The organism is Actinoplanes sp. NPDC051343, assembly GCF_044455125.1.
GTDB lineage: Bacteria > Actinomycetota > Actinomycetes > Mycobacteriales > Micromonosporaceae > Actinoplanes.
In genome coordinates this window covers 631,136-652,474 of sequence record NZ_JBITEL010000004.1, presented here as the reverse complement: position 1 = coordinate 652,474, position 21,339 = coordinate 631,136, and the positions used below count along the sequence as shown (strand labels likewise).

Annotated in this window: 15 protein-coding genes; 4 read left to right on the top strand and 11 right to left on the bottom strand. The window is 70.5% G+C overall.

Translation table 11 applies throughout. The features are described from left to right. Nucleotides 1-29 precede the first annotated feature (29 nt). From ACIA5C_RS17230 to cobN, 8 genes are all read right to left on the bottom strand, one after another. Nucleotides 30-665, bottom strand: coding sequence for a carbohydrate-binding protein (locus ACIA5C_RS17230; RefSeq protein ID WP_396055497.1), 636 nt, complete (start codon nt 663-665; stop codon nt 30-32). Nucleotides 666-667: 2 nt separating this feature from the next. Next, nucleotides 668-1,735, bottom strand: a complete 1,068-nt coding sequence (locus tag ACIA5C_RS17225) for an ABC transporter ATP-binding protein (RefSeq protein ID WP_396055495.1) — start codon at nt 1,733-1,735, stop codon at nt 668-670. A 12-nt stretch (nt 1,736-1,747) separates the two neighbouring features. Further along, nucleotides 1,748-2,836 (bottom strand): ABC transporter ATP-binding protein, encoded by a 1,089-nt coding sequence (locus ACIA5C_RS17220; protein ID WP_396055493.1) that lies wholly within the window; start codon nt 2,834-2,836, stop codon nt 1,748-1,750. A gap of 98 nt (nt 2,837-2,934) precedes the next feature. Continuing rightward, nucleotides 2,935-3,918 carry an ABC transporter permease gene (locus ACIA5C_RS17215; RefSeq protein WP_396055491.1) on the bottom strand — a complete coding sequence of 328 codons (984 nt, stop codon included), beginning with the start codon at nt 3,916-3,918 and terminating at the stop codon, nt 2,935-2,937. Nucleotides 3,919-4,102: 184 nt separating this feature from the next. After that, a complete protein-coding gene (locus ACIA5C_RS17210; RefSeq protein ID WP_396055489.1) occupies nt 4,103-5,848 on the bottom strand; it encodes an ABC transporter substrate-binding protein in 1,746 nt (581 codons plus the stop codon). A 32-nt stretch (nt 5,849-5,880) separates the two neighbouring features. After that, nucleotides 5,881-6,876 carry an ABC transporter permease gene (locus ACIA5C_RS17205; RefSeq protein WP_396055487.1) on the bottom strand — a complete coding sequence of 332 codons (996 nt, stop codon included), beginning with the start codon at nt 6,874-6,876 and terminating at the stop codon, nt 5,881-5,883. 737 nt (nt 6,877-7,613) lie between these two features. After that, nucleotides 7,614-8,519 carry a TIGR03619 family F420-dependent LLM class oxidoreductase gene (locus tag ACIA5C_RS17200; RefSeq protein ID WP_396055485.1) on the bottom strand — a complete coding sequence of 302 codons (906 nt, stop codon included), beginning with the start codon at nt 8,517-8,519 and terminating at the stop codon, nt 7,614-7,616. A 4-nt stretch (nt 8,520-8,523) separates the two neighbouring features. Further along, nucleotides 8,524-12,054 (bottom strand): cobaltochelatase subunit CobN, encoded by a 3,531-nt coding sequence (gene cobN / locus ACIA5C_RS17195; protein WP_396055483.1) that lies wholly within the window; start codon nt 12,052-12,054, stop codon nt 8,524-8,526. A gap of 310 nt (nt 12,055-12,364) precedes the next feature. Here cobN and ACIA5C_RS17190 point away from each other — a divergent pair, with 310 nt between their 5' ends. The 4 genes from ACIA5C_RS17190 to ACIA5C_RS17175 all read left to right on the top strand — a co-directional run bounded on the left by ACIA5C_RS17190 (nt 12,365) and on the right by ACIA5C_RS17175 (nt 17,685). Further along, complete coding sequence (locus ACIA5C_RS17190; protein WP_396055481.1) at nt 12,365-13,678, top strand: precorrin-3B synthase; 1,314 nt, start codon at nt 12,365-12,367, stop codon at nt 13,676-13,678. Next, complete coding sequence (locus tag ACIA5C_RS17185; RefSeq protein ID WP_396055655.1) at nt 13,675-14,295, top strand: precorrin-8X methylmutase; 621 nt, start codon at nt 13,675-13,677, stop codon at nt 14,293-14,295. The genes ACIA5C_RS17190 and ACIA5C_RS17185 overlap by 4 nt, the downstream gene beginning before the upstream one ends. Before the next feature lie 7 nt (nt 14,296-14,302). Next, complete coding sequence (locus ACIA5C_RS17180; RefSeq protein ID WP_396055479.1) at nt 14,303-15,961, top strand: precorrin-2 C(20)-methyltransferase; 1,659 nt, start codon at nt 14,303-14,305, stop codon at nt 15,959-15,961. Nucleotides 15,962-16,119: 158 nt separating this feature from the next. Next, nucleotides 16,120-17,685: a cellulase family glycosylhydrolase gene (locus ACIA5C_RS17175; protein WP_396055477.1), complete on the top strand. Its 1,566-nt coding sequence runs from the start codon at nt 16,120-16,122 to the stop codon at nt 17,683-17,685. On the opposite strand, the gene ACIA5C_RS17170 is transcribed toward ACIA5C_RS17175, so the two are convergent. From ACIA5C_RS17170 to ACIA5C_RS17160, 3 genes are read right to left on the bottom strand one after another with little or no spacing between them, the layout of a single operon-like run. Continuing rightward, nucleotides 17,619-18,830, bottom strand: coding sequence for a glycosyltransferase (locus tag ACIA5C_RS17170; RefSeq protein WP_396055475.1), 1,212 nt, complete (start codon nt 18,828-18,830; stop codon nt 17,619-17,621). The two genes, ACIA5C_RS17175 and ACIA5C_RS17170, sit on opposite strands and share 67 nt — an antisense overlap. Beyond that, nucleotides 18,802-20,040, bottom strand: a complete 1,239-nt coding sequence (locus tag ACIA5C_RS17165; RefSeq protein ID WP_396055473.1) for a glycosyltransferase family 4 protein — start codon at nt 20,038-20,040, stop codon at nt 18,802-18,804. The genes ACIA5C_RS17170 and ACIA5C_RS17165 overlap by 29 nt, the downstream gene beginning before the upstream one ends. Then, nucleotides 20,037-21,338 carry a lipopolysaccharide biosynthesis protein gene (locus tag ACIA5C_RS17160; RefSeq protein WP_396055471.1) on the bottom strand — a complete coding sequence of 434 codons (1,302 nt, stop codon included), beginning with the start codon at nt 21,336-21,338 and terminating at the stop codon, nt 20,037-20,039. Before ACIA5C_RS17160 ends, ACIA5C_RS17165 begins: the two co-directional genes overlap by 4 nt. Between the last annotated feature and the right edge of the window lies 1 nt (nt 21,339).

The following is a 21,339-nucleotide window of genomic DNA, read 5'->3' as shown; positions in this document are numbered from 1 at the left end:
CCGGGCGCGGCTTTTTCCGTACGCACGTGCTAGTGCTCGAACTGCAGCCAGTTGACGTTCACGAACTCGCTGTCGTTGTTACCGGTGAACGTGAAGAACACCGTGTGCGCGCCGGTCAGCGGCGACTTCAGCGTCACCTCGTCGGTGCGCCAGGTCTGCCAGTCGCCGGTCGAGGTCACGTTGAGCACGCCGACCGCCGCCTGCGCCGGGTCGTCCAGGTGGACTTCCATCCGGCCGCCGTCGTCCGTTCCGGCCGCCACCCGCACCAGCAGCCTGGTCGCCGGCACCGGCCCGAAGTCGACGTTGTCGAACCGCATCACGTCGCCGGTGGCGATCCAGCCGACGTTCTTACCGCCGCCTTCGTCGTTCGTGTCCTGGGTCTGGATGCCGGTCAGCGCGGCGGCCGACTCGGCCTGCAGGGTCGGATAGACCGTCGGCTTGGGAGGCGGCGTGGTGGTCGGCGCGACCGACGGCGGCGCCGGCGCCGAGGCCGGCACCGATCGCGGCGGCGTGGCGGCCGTGGCCGGGGCGGGGCTGTCCTGCCAGCGCCCGATGCCGTAGCCGATCAACAGCAGCGCGACGCCGGCGAGTCCGGTGAGGACCCGCCGGCGCATGACGTACGAGCGCGTGCGGTAGACCGACGGCGCCGGTGGGGGTGCGACCAAGGTCAGACCGTTTCGGCGACGATCGACTCGGCCGGCGGCTCGGCGAAGTGGCAGGCCACCAGCTGGTCGTCCGGCCCGATGGCCTTCGTCTCGAGCGGCGGGTCCTGCTGGGCGCAGATGTCCTGCGCCTTCCAGCACCGGGTGCGGAAGCGGCACCCGGACGGCGGGTCGACCGGGCTCGGCACGTCGCCGACCAGGCGGATCCGCGACTTCGGCGGCACGCCGCGGACGACCGCGATGTCCGGCACCGCGGAGAGCAGCGCCTGGGTGTAGGGATGCTGGGGCGCCTCGTACAGCGTGTCGCGCGGCGCCTCCTCGACCACTCGGCCGAGGTACATGACGGCGACGCGGTCGCAGAAGTGCCGCACCACGCCGAGGTCGTGGGCGATGAAGACGAACGCGATGCCCAGCTCCGAGCGCAGGTTTTCCAGCAGGTTCATGACCTGGGCCTGGATCGACACGTCGAGCGCGGAGACCGGCTCGTCGGCCACGATGACCTTCGGCCGGGCGGCGAGCGCGCGGGCGATGCCGATGCGCTGCCGCTGACCGCCGGAGAACTCGTGCGGGTAGCGGTTGTAGTGCTCGGGGTTGAGGCCGACCAGTTCGAGCAGCTCCTGGACCCGCTTGAGCTCACCGCTCTTGGGCACCATGTCGTGAGTGCGCAGCGCGGTGCCGACGATCGTGCCCACGGTGTGCCGCGGGTTGAGCGACGAGTACGGGTCCTGGAAGATCAGCTGGATTTCACGCCGGTAGGGCCGGAGCTGCCGCTCCGACATGTGAGCGATGTCGACGCCCTGATATTTGATCTTGCCCGCGGTCGGCTCGAGCAGGCGGGTGATCAGTCGCGCGGTGGTCGACTTGCCACAGCCCGACTCGCCGACCAGGCCGAGGGTCTGGCCCGGCTCGACGGTCAGGTCGACCCCGTCGACGGCCTGCACCCACTGGGTCCTGCGGGCCAGCAGACCCTCGCCCTTGGTGCGGAAGTACATCTTGACGCCCTCGAGCTCGAGAAGGGGTGCCCCCTCGACCTTCTTGACGCCGGACGTCGCGGTTGCGGTAGCAGCGGTCATGTCTCGATCCTCTTACGGCAGCCGGGGCAGGACTTCGGTCTCGAAGACCTTGTCGGGGTCCTTCAGATGACACCGCGAGGAGCGGCTCAGGTCCGCGGTCCTCGGGATCAGCTCCGGCTTGAGCGTCCGGCACAGGTCGTTCGGAACCCGGTCGCGGAACTCGCAGCGCGGATGGAAGGCGCAGCCGCTGGGCATGGCGAGCAGACTCGGCGGCGAGCCGGGGATCGGGTGCAGCGGGCCCGGGTTGCCGGAGACCGCCGGGATGCTCTCGAGCAGGCCCCAGGTGTACGGCATGAGGGGCGTACCGAGAATCTTTTCGACCGGGCCGTGCTCGACCGCGTTGCCTGCGTACATCACCAGGATGTCGTCGGCGATCTCGGCCACCACACCGAGGTCGTGGGTGATGAAGACGACCGCCGAGCCGAAGTCGCGCTGCAGGTCGGCGATCAGGTCGAGGATCTGGGCCTGCACGGTCACGTCGAGGGCGGTGGTCGGCTCGTCGGCGATCAGCAGTTTCGGGTCGTTGACCAGGGCCATGGCGATCATCGCGCGCTGCCGCATGCCGCCGGAGAACTCGTGCGGGAACTGGTCGATGCGGCGGGACGGGTTGGGGATGCCGACCCGGCCCAGCATGTCGATCGCGCGCGCTTTGGCGGCCCGCTTGGAGACCTTGTTGTGCGCCCGGTACGACTCCATGATCTGGGAGCCGATGGTGAAGAACGGGTGCAGCGAGGACTGCGGGTCCTGGAAGATCATCGCGGCCTGGGCGCCGCGCACCGTCCGCAGTTCCTCCTCGGACATGCCGACGATCTCGCGTCCGCCGACCTTGATCGAGCCGGACATCCGGGTGCTGGCCCGGTCGTGCAGGCCCATCACGGCCATGCTCGACACGCTCTTGCCCGAGCCGGATTCGCCCACGATCGCCAGGGTGCGGCGCAGCGGCAGCGAGTAGGTCAGGCCCTGTACCGCCTGCACCACGCCGTCCGCGGTCGGGAAGTTCACGTGGAGATCGGAGACCTCCAGGTAAGCCTCCTCGTTCTCGCTTCGCGCCCGGCGCTCCCGTACGACAGTCTGCGGTGCCCGGATCGTCTGGTCGCTCATGTTTTCTCCGCTTTGCCGATCGGTGGCGCCGGAGGCCGATCGGGCCTCCGGCGGCACGGGAAGTCTCCTGCCGACCTGGCCGGGCTCGCCGATCTCGGTCATCCGAGCCGGACCCGCGGGTCGAGAAACGTGTAGACGATGTCCACGATCAGGTTCATACAGACCAGTACCACCGCACCGATGATGACACTGCCCAGAAGCACCGGCAGGTCGTACTGAGCGAACGCCCGGAGCGTCATCACGCCCAGGCCCGGGAGGCCGAAGATGCTCTCGGTGAAGAGCGTGTTGACGAACTGATAGGCGATGTCGAGGCCGAGGATCGTCACGACCGGGGTCAACGCGGCACGGACACCGTGCCGGTAGACCACGCGGCGCTCGCTGATGCCCTTGGAGCGCGCGGTCCGCACGAAGTCCTGACCCAGCGACTCGATCATCGATGCCCGGGAGTACCGGGTGTAGGACGCGGCGTTGGTCAGCCCCAGCGTCAGCCACGCGGCCAGCAGACCGGTGGCCCACAGCAACGGATTCTGCGTGAGCGGATGCCACTCCGGTCTCGGCAGGAAGCCCCGGGTCAGATAAAGCGCGACCAGCAGGGCGACCACGAAGTAGGGCACCGAGTTGACCACCAGGCTGGTGCCGACGGCGATCCGGTCGAGCGTGGACGATCGGTATCGGGCCGCCAGCGTTCCGGTCATCAGGCCGACCACGGAGTAGATGATGGCGCCGCCGAGCACGATCGACAGGGTCACCGGGAGGGCCTGGCTGATGATCTTGGTGACCGGCTGGCCGGTCGGGAACGAATAGCCTAGGCAGGGAGCAGAGCAGTGCCGGGTGGTGCCGCCGAGCTCCAGGTCGCGGCCGACCACGATGCCCTTCAGATAAGAACCGATCTGCTCGAGCGGAGGCTCGTCCAGGTTGAGGTTCTTTTCGATCTCCTGAACCCGATCCGGCGTGCATTTGGGCCCGCAGATCGTGCCGGCCGGGTCGGTGGGGGCGAGGAGGAAGAGCGCGTAGCTGGCAACGATGGTGACGAACACGACCGATATGGCGCTCACCACTCGTCGCAGGATGTAGAACAGCACGGCTTGGACTCCTCATGGTTCATGTTCCGCGGGTCCGAGTGTCCCGCGTGAAGAGTGCCCGCGGGCGGCGCGATCGCGCTCGGCCGACAGGGGTGGAGCAGAAAAGCGGTGATGCGTTCGGATGGACCTGGTGGCCCGGTCCGCCGGAGCGGGCCGGACCACCGGATCGGTTACTGATCGAGCGTCAGCTCTTGAGGTACATGTCCTGGAAGGACGGGAGACCCATCGTGGCGTCACCGACGGTGGTGCCGACGTTGGTGCCCTGCACCGTGGCCATCTTGGCGTAGTAGAACGGGATCGCGATGTACTTACCCATGATCTCGGGGTCGAGCGCGGTCCACTTGGCAACGGCCTGGTCGCTCGGGAGCGCCGCGGCCGCGTCGATCTCGGCGTCCAGCGCCTTGTCGCTCAGCATGCCCCAGCTGGTGCCGTCGGAGATGCTGTGCGTCTGGAAGAGCACCGGGAACCAGCTGAAGCCGGTCGGCCAGTCGGAGCACCAGCCGCGCGGGGCCTGGCCCAGGTTGACCGGGGCGTTGTAGTCAGCGGTCTTGGTGCGCAGGTCGGCGGTCGAGACACCGACCGCCTTCACCTTGAAGCCGGCCGCGGTCAGGGCGTCGGCCCGAACCGAGCTGACCTGCTGCGGGGTGGACTTGGTGTTGTCGTAGTACCAGCTGACCTCGAAGCCGAGCTTGCCGGCGTCCTGCAGCATCTTCTTGGCCGCGGCCGGGTCGCCGGCGCCGGTGTCGTTCAGACCCGGCAGCGGGGTGTACTTCTGGTAGCCGGGAACGCTCGGCGGCAGGATCGTGCTGTTGCGCTCGGCGGTGTACGGGTTGAGGCCCGCCGCCTTCCACTCGGCGTCGTACGGCCACGCCGTGGCGATCGCCTTACGGACGTTGATGTCCGGGATCTTGCGGGTGTCGAGCGGCCAGACGACGTTGCACGGGCTCTGGCCCTGCACCAGCTGGTTCTGCTTGCCACCCAGCACCTGCTGCACCAGCGAACTGTCGATGTCCGCGTAGTTGATCGCGCTGGCGTCCGGGCCGCTCGAGTTCAGGACCTGCTGCTGGGTCTTGACGTCGTCCTGACCCCACTTGAAGTCCCAGGCGTCCGGGTACGCGTGACGCGAGGCGTCGGTGTTGGCGTCCCAGTTCGGGTTCCGCTTCAGCTTGAGCTCGCTGCCCGGGGTGAACACGTCGAACATGTACGGGCCCGTGGTCATCGGGTTGTTCTGGTAGTCCTGCTTCTTGTCCTTCGCCTTGGGGATCGGCGTGAACATCGGGAAGGTCATGAAGTAGGGCAGGTCGGGGAACTTCTTCGACAGGTGGATGATCAGGGTGTCGGCGCCCTGGGTCTCTACACCGCCGAAGGTGTCGCCGCTCTTGTACGGGCCCTTGTAGGTGCCGCCGTCCTTGAAGTAGGTCAGCTGGTACGTCGGGCCGGCGTCGAAGACGTCGTGTGCGAAGGACCGCTTGACCGCGTACGCCATGTCGTCGATCGCGATCGGCGTGCCGTCGGCGTACTTGATGTTCGGCTGGAGCTTGAAGGTCCAGGTGAGGCCGTCGGCCGAGTTGGTGCCCAGGTCGGTCAGGTCGGGCACGAGGACCGGCTTGCCCTGCCGGATCACGTACTGCGTCGGCGTGCGGAACAGCAGCTTCGCGATCTCGTTGGAGTCGGTGTAGTAAATGTTGGTCGGGTCGAGCGTGTTCGGCGTCGACTGCGAGTAGACCGTGATCGTCCCGCCCTTGTGAGCGCCGGCGACCTCGGGCGCCGGGCCCTTGGCGTTACGGTCGATGCCCTGCACCGCCGTGTTGATCTTGCCGGTGTCGCCGCCCTTGGTGTCCTTGTCGTTGCTGGAGGACGGACTGCCACAGGCGGACAGGCCCAGGGCCAGGACGGCGGTGGCCGCCAAAGCCAATCGAACTCTTGCCATTTCTCCTCTTCTCAATCTGATCTGCACTGCCGTTACCGCCGGGTGCGCGGATCGAATGCGTCGCGGATGGAGTCACCGAGCAGCGCCAGCGAGAGCACCAGGATGGTGATGCCTCCGACCGGCAGCCACAGGTAGAGCGGGTCCGCCCGGTAGAAGTTCGTCGCCGCCGAGATCGTCACGCCCCAGGAGGGGGTCGGCTCGGTGAGGCCGACGCCGAGGACCGTCAAGGCGGCCTCGTTGACGATATAGGCCGGAAGCGCCAGCGACGTCGAGATGACGATGGGCGCAACCAGGTTGGGCAGCAACTCCTTGAACAGGATCTTGCGGGTGGGAACTCCGATCACACGCGCGGCCTGGATGAACTCCCGCTCGCGCAGGGAGAGCACTTCGCCGCGGATCAGGCGGGCCAGGTTGGCCCACCCGAGGAACGAGAGCACGAAGATCAACGAGTAGAAACGGACCGTCGCCGTGGTGTCGGCGCCGACGCCCTCCTTGTTACCGACCGCGATGGTCAGGATGACGGCGGGGACGGCGATCGCGAAGAGCAGGTACGGCAGGCTCAGGACCAGGTCGATGATCCAGGAGAGAACCCGGTCGACCCAGCCACCGGCGAAGCCGGAGACCAGCCCGATCACGATGCCGATGAGCGTCGAGATCACGGTCGCCAGGCTGGCGACGATCAGCGACGGGCGGGCGCCATAGACCCAGCGGGAGAAGAGGTCGCGGCCGAGCCGCGGCTCCACGCCGAACCAGTGCTGCGAGGTCGGTCCCACGGTCGGGTAGCCGAAGTCGTCGATCAAGTTCTGGTGCAGGGCCGTCGGATCCTGCCCCTCGATCTTGGAGAGCACCGGCGCGAAGACCGCGATGATGACGAAGAAGGCGAGGACGCCCAGGCAGATCATCGCCACGCGGTCCTTGCGCAGGCGGCCCAGGGCGATCCGCGTGGGGGACTTGCCCCGCGTCGTCGACTTCTGCTCGGGGGCGGCGGCGGTCTCGGGCTCATCCGAGAGCAGGCCTGGCGAAGCCACTTCAGCCTCTTGAGCCAGTGGTTCCACGCTTTGTCACCTCCATGGACGGACACACCTCACATGCGCCGTGCGTGAGAGGTATTCGGATGCTGCGGTTGGGAACGTAGTCCGGAACTGGCTCGTAGGAAATGAGTTGACGCATCGAATGAATAACGGCCCGCTGAAAGTCATGGATGGAACCTGTCACATCTGACCACCCCTCAGTGGGCCACGAACTGCTACTCGTCGGCATAAAACGCCCTTAACGCCGGGTTACGCAACGAACTTTGTCCGGTTTGGAGACCCAAAGGGCAATCGTACTGTTGCGCAAAGTTATCAAAGACACGTCGATACCAACAGTGTCCTCTGTTTCGTACCCGTTTCTCCGACATGTCGATCTTGGAGGCTCCGAACCGTCGGTTCGTCCGGCCGGTACCGCTGCCGAACGGAGGATCTTCGGTCACAGGCCGTTATGGGGGCGATATCAACGGCCGGAGGCCCCTACGACAGACGTTCCTGATATGACTCAGACGTTATGACGACCCCCAAAATAGGGGTACGACGAACCGGGCGGCCCATTCCGATAACAACTGGGTCACCATTTTGACCATTCGCCACGTCGCTCGCCGCATAGGCGCCAAGGCTTCGGTGACGGTCTTTGGATGCCGCGTTCTGCGCGTTACCACGCCCGCCGACATCGAACCGCAGTCACGCTCCGTTTCGGGCCTCGTTCACCCGATCGGCGGACAGTAACGGTCTCAGACCTGAAGAGCCAGAGCCGTAAGGATCTCCTCGGCCCGCTCGACCGCCGCAGCGGGATCGGCCCCCGGGCCGCCGACCAGCGGATCCCAGTTCAGGTCGTAGAACAACTCGGTCACCCCGGCCTCGGCGAACAGCCGGGCGCCGGCCCGGATCTGCTCCCAGTCGCCGGAGAGCGGAAACCGGTCGTCGCGGGCGCCGGCCCGCACGACACCGCGCACCACGATGCGTACGCCGTCCGGGTCGCGGCCCGCCTCCTCGGCCGCCCGCCGCACGACCTGCGCGCCGCGCTCGATGTCGGCCAGGCGGGCCCGGCTGCTGCTGACCCAGCCGGCGGCGATCCGGCCGGCCCGGCGCAGCGCCGCGTCGGCCGTCCCGCCGAGCAGGATCGGCGGGCCGCCCGCCTGCACCGGCCGCGGCGCCATCCGGCTCGGCGGCAGCGAATAGACCTGGCCCTCGAACGCCGCCGTCTCGTCGGTGAACAGCGACTCGAGAACGGCCAGGTACTCCTCGGTGCGCCGCCCGCGCGGCGCCGGGTCGGAACCGGTGGCCCGGAACTCGGGCTCCGACCACCCGGTGCCGAGCCCGATCTCGGCCCGGCCGCGCGACAGCACGTCCAGCGTCGACGCCTGCTTGGCCAGGTAGGCCGGGGCGAGATAGGGCAGGTTGAGCACCGCCACCCCGAGCCGGATGCGGCTGGTCAGCGCGGCCGCGAAGCTCAGGGCGAGCAGCGGGTCGAGCACGCTCTGATATTCCGGTCCCAGCTGCTGATCAGCACCGACGAGCAGGCGCTGGAACGCCCACAGCCCGTGATAGCCGAGCTCCTCCGCCCGCTGCGCGAAACGCCCGAGCGCACCCGGCTCGCCCCACGCCCCGGACACCGGCGCGCCGAAACTGATCAACATGAGGTCACCCCTCCTCGAGGTCGCCCTCGGTGGCCAGGTAGATCTCCTGCAGGGCGGTCAGCGTCGCCGGCTCGGGGGCCGACCAGAGCTTGCGGTCGGCCGCCTCGAGCAGGCGCTCGGTGATGCCGTGCAGGGCCCACGGGTTGGAGTCGGTCATGAACTTGCGGTTGTCCTCATCGAGCACGTAACTGGCGGCGAGCTGCTCGTACATCCAGTCGGTGACCACGCCCGCGGTCGCGTCGAAGCCGAACAGGTAGTCGACGGTGGCGGCCAGCTCGAAGGCGCCCTTGTAGCCGTGGCGCTGCATCGCGGCGATCCAGCGCGGGTTCACCACCCGGGCCCGGAAGATCCGGGCGGTCTCCTCGGTCAGGCTGCGGGTACGCGCGTTGTCCGGGTTGGTGGAGTCACCGACGTACGCGGCCGGTGCCTTGCCGGTCAGCGCCCGCACCGTGGCGATCATGCCGCCGTGGTACTGGAAGTAGTCGTCCGAGTCGGCGATGTCGTGCTCGCGGGTGTCGATGTTCTTGGCCGCGATCTCGATCCGCTTGTACGCGTTCTCCATGTCCGGCCGGGCGGGCACGCCGTCGAGGCCCCGCCCGTACGCGAAGCCGCCCCAGACCGCGTAGACCTCGGCCAGGTCGGCGTCGCCCCGCCAGTTCCGGCTGTCGATCAGCGGGAGGATGCCGGCCCCGTACGCCCCCGGCCGCGACCCGAAGATGCGGGTCGTCGCCCGACGCCAGTCGCCGTGACGTTCCCGGTCCTGCTCGGCGTGCGCCTTGACGAAGTTGGCGTCGAGCGGCTCGTCGAGCTCGGCGACCATCCGGAACGCGTCGTCGAGCATGGCCACGACGTGCGGGAACGCGTCGCGGAAGAAGCCCGAGATGCGCACGGTGACGTCGATGCGGGGGCGGCCCAGTTCGTCCGGGGTGATGACCTCGAGGCCGCTGATGCGGCGGGACGCCTGATCCCAGACCGGGCGGACGCCGATCAGGGCCAGGATCTCGGCGATGTCGTCGCCGGCCGTACGCATCGCGCTCGTTCCCCAGGCCGACAGGCCGACCGATTTCGGCCAGTCGCCGTAGTCGGCCCGGTAGCGGGCGAGCAGCGACTCGGCCATCGCCTGGCCGGTCTCCCAGGCCAGCGCGCTCGGGATCGCCTTGGGGTCGACGGAGTAGAAGTTGCGGCCGGTCGGGAGCACGTTGATCAGGCCGCGCAGGGGCGAGCCGCTCGGCCCGGCCGGTACGTAGCCGCCGTCGAGCGCGTGCAGCACGTTGGTGAGCTCGTCCGTGGTCCGGTCGAGCCGGGGAACGATCTCGGTGGCCGCGAACTCGAGGACCCGCTGCACGTCCTGAGAAATGTCGGGGATGTCCACGGTGCCCCAGCCGGACTCCTCCATCGCGGCCACCAGAGCCCGTGCCTTCTCTTCGACCGCGTCCGTCTCGGCGGTCGACGCATCCTCGGACAGGCCGAGCGCCTCCCGCAGACCGGGCAGCGCCGCCACCTTCCCGGCCCACATCTGCCGCGCCCGCAGCATCGCCAGCACCAGGTTGACCCGGGCCTCGCCGACCGGCGCGGCACCAAGGACGTGCAAGCCGTCCCGGATCTGCGCGTCCTTGATCTCGCACAGCCAGCCGTCGACGTGCAGGATGAACTCGTCGAACTCCTCGTCACCGGGCCGGTTGGCCAGCCCGAGGTCATGATCCATCCGGGCGGCCTCGATCAGCGTCCAGATCTGGGCCCGGATCGCCGGCAGCTTGGCCGGGTCGAGCGTGGCGATCGAGGCGTGCTCGTCGAGCAACTGCTCCAGGCGCGCGATGTCGCCGTACGACTCGGCCCGCGCCATCGGCGGGATGAGGTGGTCGATCAGCGTGGCGTGCGCCCGGCGCTTGGCCTGAGTGCCCTCCCCCGGGTCGTTGACCAGGAACGGGTAGATCAGCGGGAGGTCGCCGAGGGCCGCGTCGGCGCCGTCCGAGGCCGACATGCCGACGTTCTTGCCCGGCAGCCACTCGAGGTTGCCGTGCTTGCCGACGTGCACCACCGCGTGCGCGCCGAAGTCGTCGGCCAGCCAGCGGTAGGCGGCCAGGTAGTGGTGGCTCGGCGGCAGGTCCGGGTCGTGGTAGATGGCGACCGGGTTGGCCCCGAACCCGCGCGGCGGCTGCACCATGACGACCACGTTCTCGTCCTGGAGCGCGGCGAGGACGATGTCGCCGCGGTCGACGTACAGCTCGCCGGGCGGCGGCCCCCAGTGCCGCTCGATGCTCGCCCGCAGGTCGTCGGGCAGCGTCGCGAACCACCGCGCGTAGCGCTCGCCGCTGATGCGGACCTTGTTCTCCGCCAGCTGGTCCTCGGTCAGCCAGTCCGGGTCCTGCCCGCCGGCCGCGATCAGCGCGTGGATCAGCCCGTCGCCGTCGTAGACGCCGAACGATCCGGTGCGGTAGCCGCGCCCCCGCAGCGCCTCGATGAGGGCGACCGTCGAGGCCGGGGTGTCCAGGCCGACCGCGTTGCCGATGCGCGAATGCCTGGTCGGGTAGGCGCTGAGCATCAGCACGATCCGGCGGTCGGCGGGCGGGATGTGCCGCAGCCGGGCGTGCGCGGTCGCGATGCCGGCCACCCGGTCGGCCCGCTCCGGGTCAGCGACGTACACCGAGAGCCCGTCCGGGTCGATCTCCTTGAACGAGAACGGCACCGTGATGATCCGCCCGTCGAACTCCGGGATCGCCACCTGGGTCGCCGCGTCGAGCGGGCTCAGGCCGTCGCTGCTGGCCGCCCAGACCGCCCACGAGCTGGTCAGGCACATCGCCTGCAGGATCGGCACATCAAGATCGGCGAGGACGCCGACGTCCCAGGCCTCGTCGTCGCCTCCGGCGCCGACGGTCGCCGGCTTGGTGCCACCGGCCGCCAGGACGGTCACGATCAGGGCGTCGGCCTCTCGCAATTGCGCCAGGAGCGCTTCCGACGCCGTACGCAGGGAGGCCGTGAAGATCGGCCGGGGCCGGGCCCCCTTCGCCTCGAGCGCCTGGCAGAGGGTTTCGACGAAGGCCGTGTTGCCGGCCATGTGGTGAGCCCGGTAGTAGAGAACCGCGACCGTCGGGCCGTCCTGATCTTTCGCCTCGCGCTCCAGAATGCCCCATTCGGGGCTTTCGGCGGGGGCCGCGAAGCCGTGACCGGTGAGCAGCACGGTGTCGGAGAGGAAGTCATGCAGGGCGGCCAGGTTGCCGGCACCGCCGAACGCCAGGTAACGATGCGCCTCGGCGGCCACGCCCGCGGGCACGGTCGACAGCTTCATCAGCTCGGCGTCCGGTGCCTGCTCCCCGCCCAGCACGACCACCGGCACCGGCCCGGCGAGCAGCGCGTCGACGCCCTCCTCCCAGGCCCGCTTGCCGCCGAGGATGCGGACCACGACCAGGTCGACCCCGTCGAGCAGCCGGTCGAGGTCGTGCACGCCGGTCCGGGCCGGGTTGGCCAGGCGCCAGGATTTGTCCGCCGCCCGGGCGCTCAGCAGGTCGGTGTCGGAGGTCGACAGCAGCAGGAACACGCGCTCTCCTCAGGGGTCCGCGCCCCGGATCGAAGGAACCGGCGACCGGAGTTCCTGGCTCCCAGGCAGGCCCTGGTGACAGTGGCGGGACCGCGCCGGACTCCCCATCCAACCGCGCCGGACTCCCCATCCAACCGCCCCGCCCACCGCCCAAGAGCGACTGAAGGCTGGGCTCAACTCCGCGGCGTCGCCGCTCGTAGACCCTCAGCCTCCCGGCCCCCGCCACACCCCGTCAAGCCGACCCCCCAGCTGTGACGATCGTGACCCGAGCGTGCGGACCGGGCGAGGGGCGACCGTAGTATCGGCTGTCGTGCCCACCCGACAGACCGCTGACGACGCCTGCCCCGGCGCGCTCCGACTGCACGCGGCCGCGGACGGGCCGCTCGCGCGGGTGCGGCTGCCGGGCGGGATGCTCACCGGCCGTCAGCTGGGGGTGCTGGCCGAGATCGCCGCGGAGCACGGGGACGGCGCGCTGGAGCTGACCTCGCGGGCCAACGTTCAGCTGCGGGCGCTGCGGGCCGACCCGACCGAGCTGGCCGAAAGGCTCTCCGGGGCCGGGCTGTTGCCCTCGCTCGCGCACGAGACCGTACGCAACATCGCCGCCCCGCCCCTCGCCGACGCGGTGACGCGCGGCCTGGTCGAAGCGCTCGATCGGGCCCTCTGCGCCGACGACGTGCTCGCGGGGCTTCCCGGGCGCTTCCTGTTCGCGGTGGGACGCACTGCGCACTCGGCCGACGTCGCCGCGGTCCCGGCCCGAGCCGGGTGGGCGATCGTGCTGGGCGGGGCCGACGTGGGCATTCGGGTGCCGGACAGCCACGTCGTCGCCACGATGCTGGCGGCGGCGCACGGGTTCCTCGCCGAGCGGGCCGGGCGGGAACCTCGCCCGTGGCGGCTGCGGGAGATCCCGGACGGGCCGCGACTCATCGGGGAGCGGCTCACCGAGGCGCCGCTGCCGGAGGCCACTACCGCGGAGGGCCTGCCCACCACGGAGAAACTGCCCTCCGAGGCAAAACTGCCCTCCGAGGCAGAACTGCCGTCCGGGGCGGAACTGCCGTCCGGGGCGGAACTGGCCCCTGCGGGGGAACTGGCCTCCGGGGCGGAACTGGCCAGAACCGAGGAACTGGCCCCGGCGGAGACGCGGGCTGCGCCGCTGGTCGGGAAGCTGGTGGGGCCCGGGCCGAGTGAAACCGCGGTGGGGGTGCTGGTGCCTTTCGGGCGGCTCACCGGCGTACATCTGAGGGTTCTGGCGCGGGCGGAGCGCCTCGCCGTCACCCCCGATGGCGGGGTTGTGATCTTGGGTCTCACGGCTGAGGCGGCGAACCGGTGGACGCGCGAGCTGGGCGAGGCCGGGCTGGTCACTGAGGGTGACTCCAAGTGGGTTGGCGTTACTACCTGTGCTGGGCGGCCGGGTTGTGGGAAAGCCCTCGCCGACGTTCGGAAGGACGCGGACGAGGCGGCGCGGTTCGTGGACGGGCGGCCGGTGCACTGGGTCGGGTGTGAGCGCGGGTGCGGGTCGCCGGCCGGGCGGCACGTGCGGGTGGAGGCGACCGGGGACGGTTACCTGGTGGACGGCGAAGCGGTGCGGGGCGACCTCGGCGAGGTCGTGGCGGCGAGGAGGGCCTGATGGAGTACGAGAAGGACGGCGCGGAGATCTATCGGCGGTCGTTCGCCACCATTCGGGCCGAGGCCGACCTCGGCGGGCTGCCGCCCGACGTCGCACGGGTCGCGGTGCGGATGATCCACGCCTGCGGCATGGTCGACCTCGTCGGCGACATCGGGTACAGCCCGAACGTGGTCGCGGCCGCGCGCAAGGCGTTGGAAAGTGGCGCGCCGGTGCTGTGCGACGCCGAGATGGTGGCGGCCGGTGTGACCCGTCGGCGGTTACCAGCTGACAATGAGGTCGTGTGCACTCTGCGTGATCCTCGGGTGCCGGGGATCGCTGCGGACGGAAACACCACCCGGAGCGCGGCCGCCCTCGACCTTTGGGGCGACCGGCTCGGCGGGGCCGTCGTGGCGATCGGGAACGCGCCGACCGCGCTGTTCCGGCTGCTCGAGATGGTCGCCGCGGGGGCGCCCCGGCCGGCCGCGGTGCTCGGCATCCCGGTCGGGTTCATCGGGGCGGCCGAGTCGAAGGACGCGCTGGCCGCGTCCGACCTCGAATATCTGATCGTGCGGGGCCGCCGCGGCGGCAGCGCCATCACGGCCGCCGCGGTCAACGCGCTGGCCTCGGAAGCGGAGTAGGAGCGGCATGGCAGGGCGGCTGTTCGGGGTCGGCGTGGGTCCGGGCGACCCGGAACTGGTCACCGTGAAGGCGGCGCGGCTGATCGGCGAGGCGCAGGTGGTGGCCTACCACGCGGCGCGGCACGGCCGGAGCAACGCGCGGGCGATCGCCGAGGTCTATCTGCGGCCGGGGCAGATCGAGGAGGCGCTGATCTATCCGGTCACCACCGGGGAGACCGATCATCCGGGCGGCTACCAGGGCGCGATCGACGAGTTCTACGCCGAGTCGGCGGACCGGCTGGCGGCCCACCTCGACGCCGGGCGCGACGTGGTCGTGCTGGCCGAGGGCGACCCGTTCTTCTACGGCTCCTACATGCACATGCACAAGCGGCTGGCCGACCGCTACGAGGCGACGGTCGTGCCCGGTGTGACCTCGGTGAGCGCGGCGTCGGCGGTGCTCGGGCGGCCGCTGATGGAACGCGACGAGGTGCTGACCGTGCTGCCGGGCACGCTGCCCCCGGCCGAACTGGCCGAGCGGCTCGCGGCGACCGACTCGGCGGCGGTCATGAAGCTGGGCCGGACGTTCGACGGGGTGCGCGAAGCGCTCGCCCGGGCCGGCCGGTTGGACGACGCCTGGTACGTCGAGCGCGCCACCACCGACCGGGAGCGCACCGCCCGGCTGTCCGACGTCGACCCCGGCAGCGTCCCGTACTTCTCGCTGGCGATGCTCCCGTCGCGGGCGGCCCGCAGCGCAGGCCCAGCCGGCGCCGCGGAGCGGGCGGCCTCGAGCGCAAGCCCGGCCGGCGTAGAGGAGCAGGCGGCCTCGAGCGCAAGCCCGGCCGGCGTAGAGGAGCAGGCGGCCTCGAGCGCAAGCCCGGCCGGCGTAGAGGAGCAGGCGGCCCGGAGTGCGAACCCGGTCGAGACCCCGCGCGACCACCCGGGCGAGGTGACCGTCGTCGGTCTCGGCCCGGGCGACCCCCGCTGGCTCACCCCGGAAGCTCTCGACGCGCTGCGCGAAGCCGACGACCTGGTCGGCTACACGACCTACCTCGCCCGGGTGCCCGAGCGGCCGGGCCAGACCAGGCACGCCAGCGACAACCGGGTCGAGGCCGAACGGGCCGCCTTCGCCCTCGACCTGGCCAAGCGCGGCCGCCGGGTGGCCGTGGTGTCCAGCGGTGACCCGGGTGTCTTCGCGATGGCCACCGCGGTGCTCGAGGTGGCCGAGGACCCGCAGTGGAAGGACGTCGACGTACGCGTCCTGCCCGGCCTGACCGCTGCCCAGGCCGTGGCGAGCCGGGCCGGGGCCCCGCTCGGCCACGACTTCTGCATCATGTCGCTCTCGGACCGGCTCAAGCCGTGGCCGGTGATCGAGTCGCGGCTGGCCGCGGCGGCCGGCGCCGACCTGGTCATCGCGATCTACAACCCGGCGTCGAAGAGCCGGACCGAGCAGTTGGTGCGGGCCCGCGCGCTGCTGCTGGAGCACCGGTCGGCGGAGACCCCGGTGATCGTCGGCCGGGACGTCGGCGGACCGGCCGAGTCGGTGCGGGTGACCACGCTCGGCGGGCTCGACCCGGCCACCGTCGACATGCGGTGCCTGCTGATCGTGGGGTCCTCACAGACCCGCGTCGTGAGCCGTGCCGACGGCTCGACCCGAGTGTTCACGCCGCGGTCGTACCCGGCGGTCTGACCGGGGACCACAGCGACTCCCGTTTCGCACCCGCAAAGCAATCAGTGATCTCGACGAACTCGGCGCACGCTCGCCGAAAAGGAGGGCCGTCCCAGTACAGACAGTTTTATTGAGTGAAGGACATCAGCAGAGTGCCCCTCTCCCGCCGCCGTACCGCCATGATCGCCTCTTCGCTCCTGCTCGGCCTCGCCGTCCCGGCCACCCCGGCCCTGGCCAAGACGGCGGCCAAGCCCACCGCCGCCAAGCCGGTCACCGCCGCCAAGCCGGCAAAGGCAACGCCGACCCCCGCGAAGACCACTCCGACCCCCGCCAAGACGACTGCCGCTCCGAAACTCGCGGCCGCCGCGGAGACGGCGCCGACGCTGGCCACCCGGCTGGCCGCGGTCAAGGTCGCCAAGACCCTGAACTACTACCCCGACACCGCCGGCTGGTCCAAGATGTGGTCCGACTTCAACGCGACCCAGATCAACGCCGACCTGGCCAAGGCGCAGGCACTCGGGGCCACCAACGTACGGGCGATCCTGTTCCCGACCACGATGGGCTACCCGACGCCGACCGCGACGTACATGGACCGGCTCAGCCAGTTCGTGACCATGGCCGCCGCGCACAACATGACGGTCAAGTTCACGCTCTTCGACTGGTGGGACGGCTACTCCGACGTCACCGGCAGCACCACCTGGGCGCGCACCGTGCTGACGCCCTACAAGGACGACAAGCGGGTCATCTCGGTCGAGGTGAAGAACGAGTTCGACGCCACCGACGCGGCCGGCGTGACCTGGGCCAAGAAGATCGTCCCGGCGATCCGGTCGATCGCCCCGACCATGCCGCTGGCCTTTTCGGTCGACGGCACCGCCGGAGCCACCGGCATGGCGAAGATCAAGTCGGTGATGACCGCGACCCCGCTCGACTTCTACGACTTCCACTTCTACGGCAACTCGGAGCGGGCGCTCGCCAACATCAGGAAGGCGCAGGCGGCGGTCGCCCCGACGCCGGTCGTGATCGGCGAGGTCGGCCTCAACACGCTGCAGTACACCGAGGGCGAGCAGGCCGCGTTCCTCGCCCGGGTGTTCGAGGCGGCCAAGGTCGCGGGCGTCGGCTCGGTCGCACCGTGGACGCTGTACGACTTCACCGGCACCGCCATTCCGTCCTCGCAGGTCGCGAAGTTGCCGGCCCAGTACAACTACGGGCTCTACCACACCGACGGCTCGGCCAAGCCGGCCGCCGCGGTGGTGAAGGCCGAGTTCACCGGGGCCGCGCTGCCGGCCGACCTGCTCGACCCGAGCTTCGAGCTGACCGCGGACGCCAGCCCGTGGACGGCGTACCTGCCCGACCTCGGCGTCGGCGTGCGGACCACCTCGTCCGCGCACAGCGGCAAGTGGTCGGTCAGCTTCACCAAGACCGGCAAGGACCCGTCCGGCGCGCCGTCGATCCGGGTCTCCCCGGTCGCCCCGGTGCAGGCGGCCCAGAAGTGGCACGCCGAGGTGTGGGTCCGGGGCAACGGGGCCACCGGAGGAAACCAGATCGCGCTGAGCTGGTTCGACGCCAATGACAAGTGGCTCGGCGGGGTGTCCTCGGCCTCACTGCCCGTCGGCGCCACCACCTGGACCAAGCTGTCGGTCGACGGGATCGCCCCGGCCGGATCGGCCAGCCTGCAGATTCACCTCAAGTCGGGCGACAACTCCGGCACGGTGTGGTTCGACGACGTGTCGATCAGCAATTCCTGATCACTGACGGCGATCGGCACGCCGATCTCCTCCAGCAGGCGGACGTACGCGGAAACCGTGCGCTCCCACGAGGAGGGGTCGGCGTGCCGGCGCCCGGTCAGCCCGGCCGCCCGCTCGATCGCGACCACCAGGTCGCCGGGCGAGGCGGCCGGTGTCATGACCGCGCCCGAGTAGCCCTCGGCCGCCTCGACGAGCCCGCCGACCGCGGTCACCACCACCGGCAGGCCGTGGCTCATCGCGATGTGCAGCGGCCCGCTCGCCGAACTGCGCCGGTAGGGCAGCACGACCACGTCGGCCTCGCCGAAGTAGCGGTCGACCTCGGCGTCGGCGACGTACCGGTTGACCAGCGTGATGCGGCCGACGGCCGGCGACTCCGCGATCATGCGGGCGGGCCGGTCCCAGCCCTCCCAGGTCTCGCCGACCACGGTCAGGTGATAGCTCTCCGGCAGCCGGGCGAACGCCTCGACCAGATCTTCCAGCCCCTTGTAGGGGCGGATCGTGCCGAAGAACAGGAGCCGGTTCTTCGATTCGCCGCGGGCGGCCGGAATCACCGCGTGGTGGTCGTACGGGCCGTGCAAGGCGATCTGGGCGGGCACGCGGCCCAACCCGTACACCTCACGCAGCGCAACCAGATCGAACCGTGAGTGGACCACCACGCCGGAGGTGAGCCGCAACAGCGGCTTGATCAGCCATCGGGTGTAGAGCGAGGCCCAGCGATGCGCGGCCTCGCCGGTGTCCTGCACCTCGTGGAACTCGATGACGACCCGCGCTCCCCGCAGCCGCGCCGCAAGGGCGAGGGCCAGGTATGAGTGCAGCACGGTGCCGGTCCACCACTGCAGGACCAGCACATCGGTCTTCCCGGCAAATCGGATGGCCCCCAGCAGGCTGGGGATCGAGAACCAGTCCACGCCGTCGAAGACCGGCACCTCGTAGCGCAGACCGCTGAGTTGCTGACCGACCCGCGCCCGGCCGGGATAGAGGCGCCGGGGCAGCAGCCGGCGCATGAGGACCACCCCGACCTCGAACCGCTCGGCGAGCGCGTTGCTCAACCGGCAGGTGTAGTAGCTGATGCCGGACAGAAAATGCCAGCCCGAGCCGACGACGACGATGCGGGGCTTATCCGTTGAAGACCGCGATGCACTCACGGTAGGCCTCCTCGATCTGCGGGACGACGCGTGCGGCGGTGAAGTCGAGCCCGCGCCGGTGGCCCTCCTGGCGCAGCCGCTGCGCCAGGCCGGGCTCGGTGAGCAGCCGCACGAGCGCGGCATGGAGAGCGTCGACATCGCCCGGCGGCACCAGCAGGCCGCTCTCCTCGTGGCGGACGACGTCGGCCAGCCCGCCGGTGCGGGAGGCGATCAGCGGGGTCCGGGCCAGCAACGCCTCGACCGCGACCTGACCCATGGCCTCCATGATGGACGGAACCACTCCGACCACCGCGCCGTGCCAGGCCGCCATCACCTCGGCGTGCGGCACGTCGTGGCGGATCACGACCCCCTCCGGCACCTCGGGGGTGTCCGGCCGCGCGGTGCCGAGACAGACCAGGCGCGGTGCCGGCTCACTGCCCGGCCATCCGGCCCGGAGTTTCCGGTACGCGGCGAACAGCACGTCGATGCCTTTGTGCGGGCCGAGCGCGCCGACGAACAGCAGGTAGGGGGTGTTCGGCAGCCAGGACGGGCGCTTCGTGGCCCGGGCCAGGTCGTCGAGACCGTCGGGCACCAGGCTGGAGATGGTCTTCACCGGGATGCCGCTCGGCAGGCGCGCATCTTTCAGCGCGCCCGCGACCGACGACGAGATCGCGGTGACGAGATCGATGCCCTGGTGCGCGTTCGCGCGCAGAGCGGTGGCCAGGACGGCGGCCTTGACCCGGCCGTACTGGCCGGTGGCGCACGGGATGCAGCGGCTCAGGCGCGGTCCCGGGCAGCCCGGCACCATTGTCTTCTTGGCGCACAGCAGACCGTAGTCGTGGGCGGTGTGCACGTGCGGCCGTTTCGTGCGGCCCCGATTGATCGGCAGGTAGCTGTACATCAGCCAGTCGTGGCTGTGCACCACGTCGTACGGCTCGGCGCGCAACGCCTTCCCGATCGCTCGCGTGGTGACGGGGTCGGGCGCCGTCGGGTGGAACGGTTTGCGGGGGTCCTGGTTGAGGCCGGGCAGCGCGGTGGTCGCGATGCTCGGGACGCGGAGCACCCGCACCCCCCGGATCGTCTCGCTCCGCGCCGGCGCGGCCGGCGTCGCCAGCGTCAGAACGGTGACCTCGTGTCCGCGGCGGATCAGTTCCTCGCTGCTGGTGGCGATGCTGCGCTCGAGGCCGCCGATCAGCGGGGCGTACAGGTTGGCCAGGTGCAGAATCCTCATCGGAGGGCCGCCTCCTTGGGGCGTGACGGTGGACGCCGCAGGTTCCGCGGCCGCCGGCTGACCTTCGTGGTCCGGTTCCGCTTCGTGCCGAACACCAGCACCAGCAGGGCTCCCGCGAACTGGCCGGCCAGCCAGGCGATCCCGGCCGCGGCGATGCCCAGGCCGGGCAGCCACCACCAGGTCAGCACCAGGCAGGTCGTGGCCATCACCAGGTTGAGGTGCAGGCACCGGCGGAACTCGCGGCGGGACCGCCAGTGGGCGACGGCCAGGTTGGTGATGGCGTCGGGGATCGCGGCGACGACCAGGATTTTGAGCAGCAGACCGCCGCCGGCCGCGTAGCTGCTGCTGAACAGCCCCAGGATCTGGTCGCCGGCCGCGAACAGGATCAGGGCCGGCCCGCCGATCACGGCCAGCACGAGGCCGGCCGCCCGGGGCAGTTGGACGTTGCCGGCGTGGCTGCGTTCCGCGTAGAAGGCGGAGGCGACCGCGGGCGACACCATGAAGAGCACCGACGCGGTCATCCAGGCGACGTAGAAGTGCGCGTTGGCGCTCGCCCCGAGCCGGGCGGTGACCAGCACCGGCAGCAGCGCTCCCGGGCCGGCCTGAGCCAGGTTGATCAGGTGGTGGCCGGTCATCGCGGCGCGGACGTGCCGCACTTCGTGGACCAGCCCGGTGCCGGTGAGCCGCGCACCCTCCCGCAGCCGCCGGGGGCTGACCGCGAGCGTGACGACGGTGACGGCAATCGACGGCAGCGTCCAGGCGAGCAGAACGGCCTTCGCGTCGTGCAGGCCGGCCCCGGTGACGACCGGCAGCGCAACGACCTTGCCGGCGGCGAGGGCCAGGTTGCGCCAGAACATGCCGTGGCTGGCCCGGTGCGCGACGAACACGTAGTCGAGCAGCGTCGACGCGGTCAGCGCGACCGCGGTGGTGATCAGGGCCGGGCCGTTGAGCACGGCGAAGTTCCCAGCCAGCCGCGGCAGCACGATCGCGGCCGCGGTGGCGGTCAGCGCGGTGGCCGCACACCCGATCAGCAGGCCGCCGCTGACGATCCGCGACCAGACGACGGCCGCGGCAGCGGGCAGCCGCTGGATGAACATGTGCCCGATGCCCAGATTGGACAGCATGCTGACCACGGTCGCGACCGAGATGAGCGCGGTGGCGGCGCCGACCGCGCTGGGCGCCAGGCTGCGGGCGGCGACCATCCAGAACAGGTAGCCGAGACCGCTCGTGCCGACCGTGCTGGCCATGATGAGCACGCTGTTGCGGGCCAGCGAGTCCCCGGCCACCCGCTTCGCCACC

Coding starts and splice junctions, on each gene's coding strand:
- ACIA5C_RS17225 (WP_396055495.1), bottom strand. CDS start 1,735: ATGACCGCTGCTACCGCAACCGCGACGTCCGGCGTCAAGAAGGTCGAG.
- ACIA5C_RS17220 (WP_396055493.1), bottom strand. CDS start 2,836: ATGAGCGACCAGACGATCCGGGCACCGCAGACTGTCGTACGGGAGCGC.
- ACIA5C_RS17210 (WP_396055489.1), bottom strand. CDS start 5,848: ATGGCAAGAGTTCGATTGGCTTTGGCGGCCACCGCCGTCCTGGCCCTG.
- ACIA5C_RS17200 (WP_396055485.1), bottom strand. CDS start 8,519: ATGTTGATCAGTTTCGGCGCGCCGGTGTCCGGGGCGTGGGGCGAGCCG.
- ACIA5C_RS17180 (WP_396055479.1), top strand. CDS start 14,303: ATGGCAGGGCGGCTGTTCGGGGTCGGCGTGGGTCCGGGCGACCCGGAA.
- ACIA5C_RS17175 (WP_396055477.1), top strand. CDS start 16,120: ATGATCGCCTCTTCGCTCCTGCTCGGCCTCGCCGTCCCGGCCACCCCG.
- ACIA5C_RS17165 (WP_396055473.1), bottom strand. CDS start 20,040: ATGAGGATTCTGCACCTGGCCAACCTGTACGCCCCGCTGATCGGCGGC.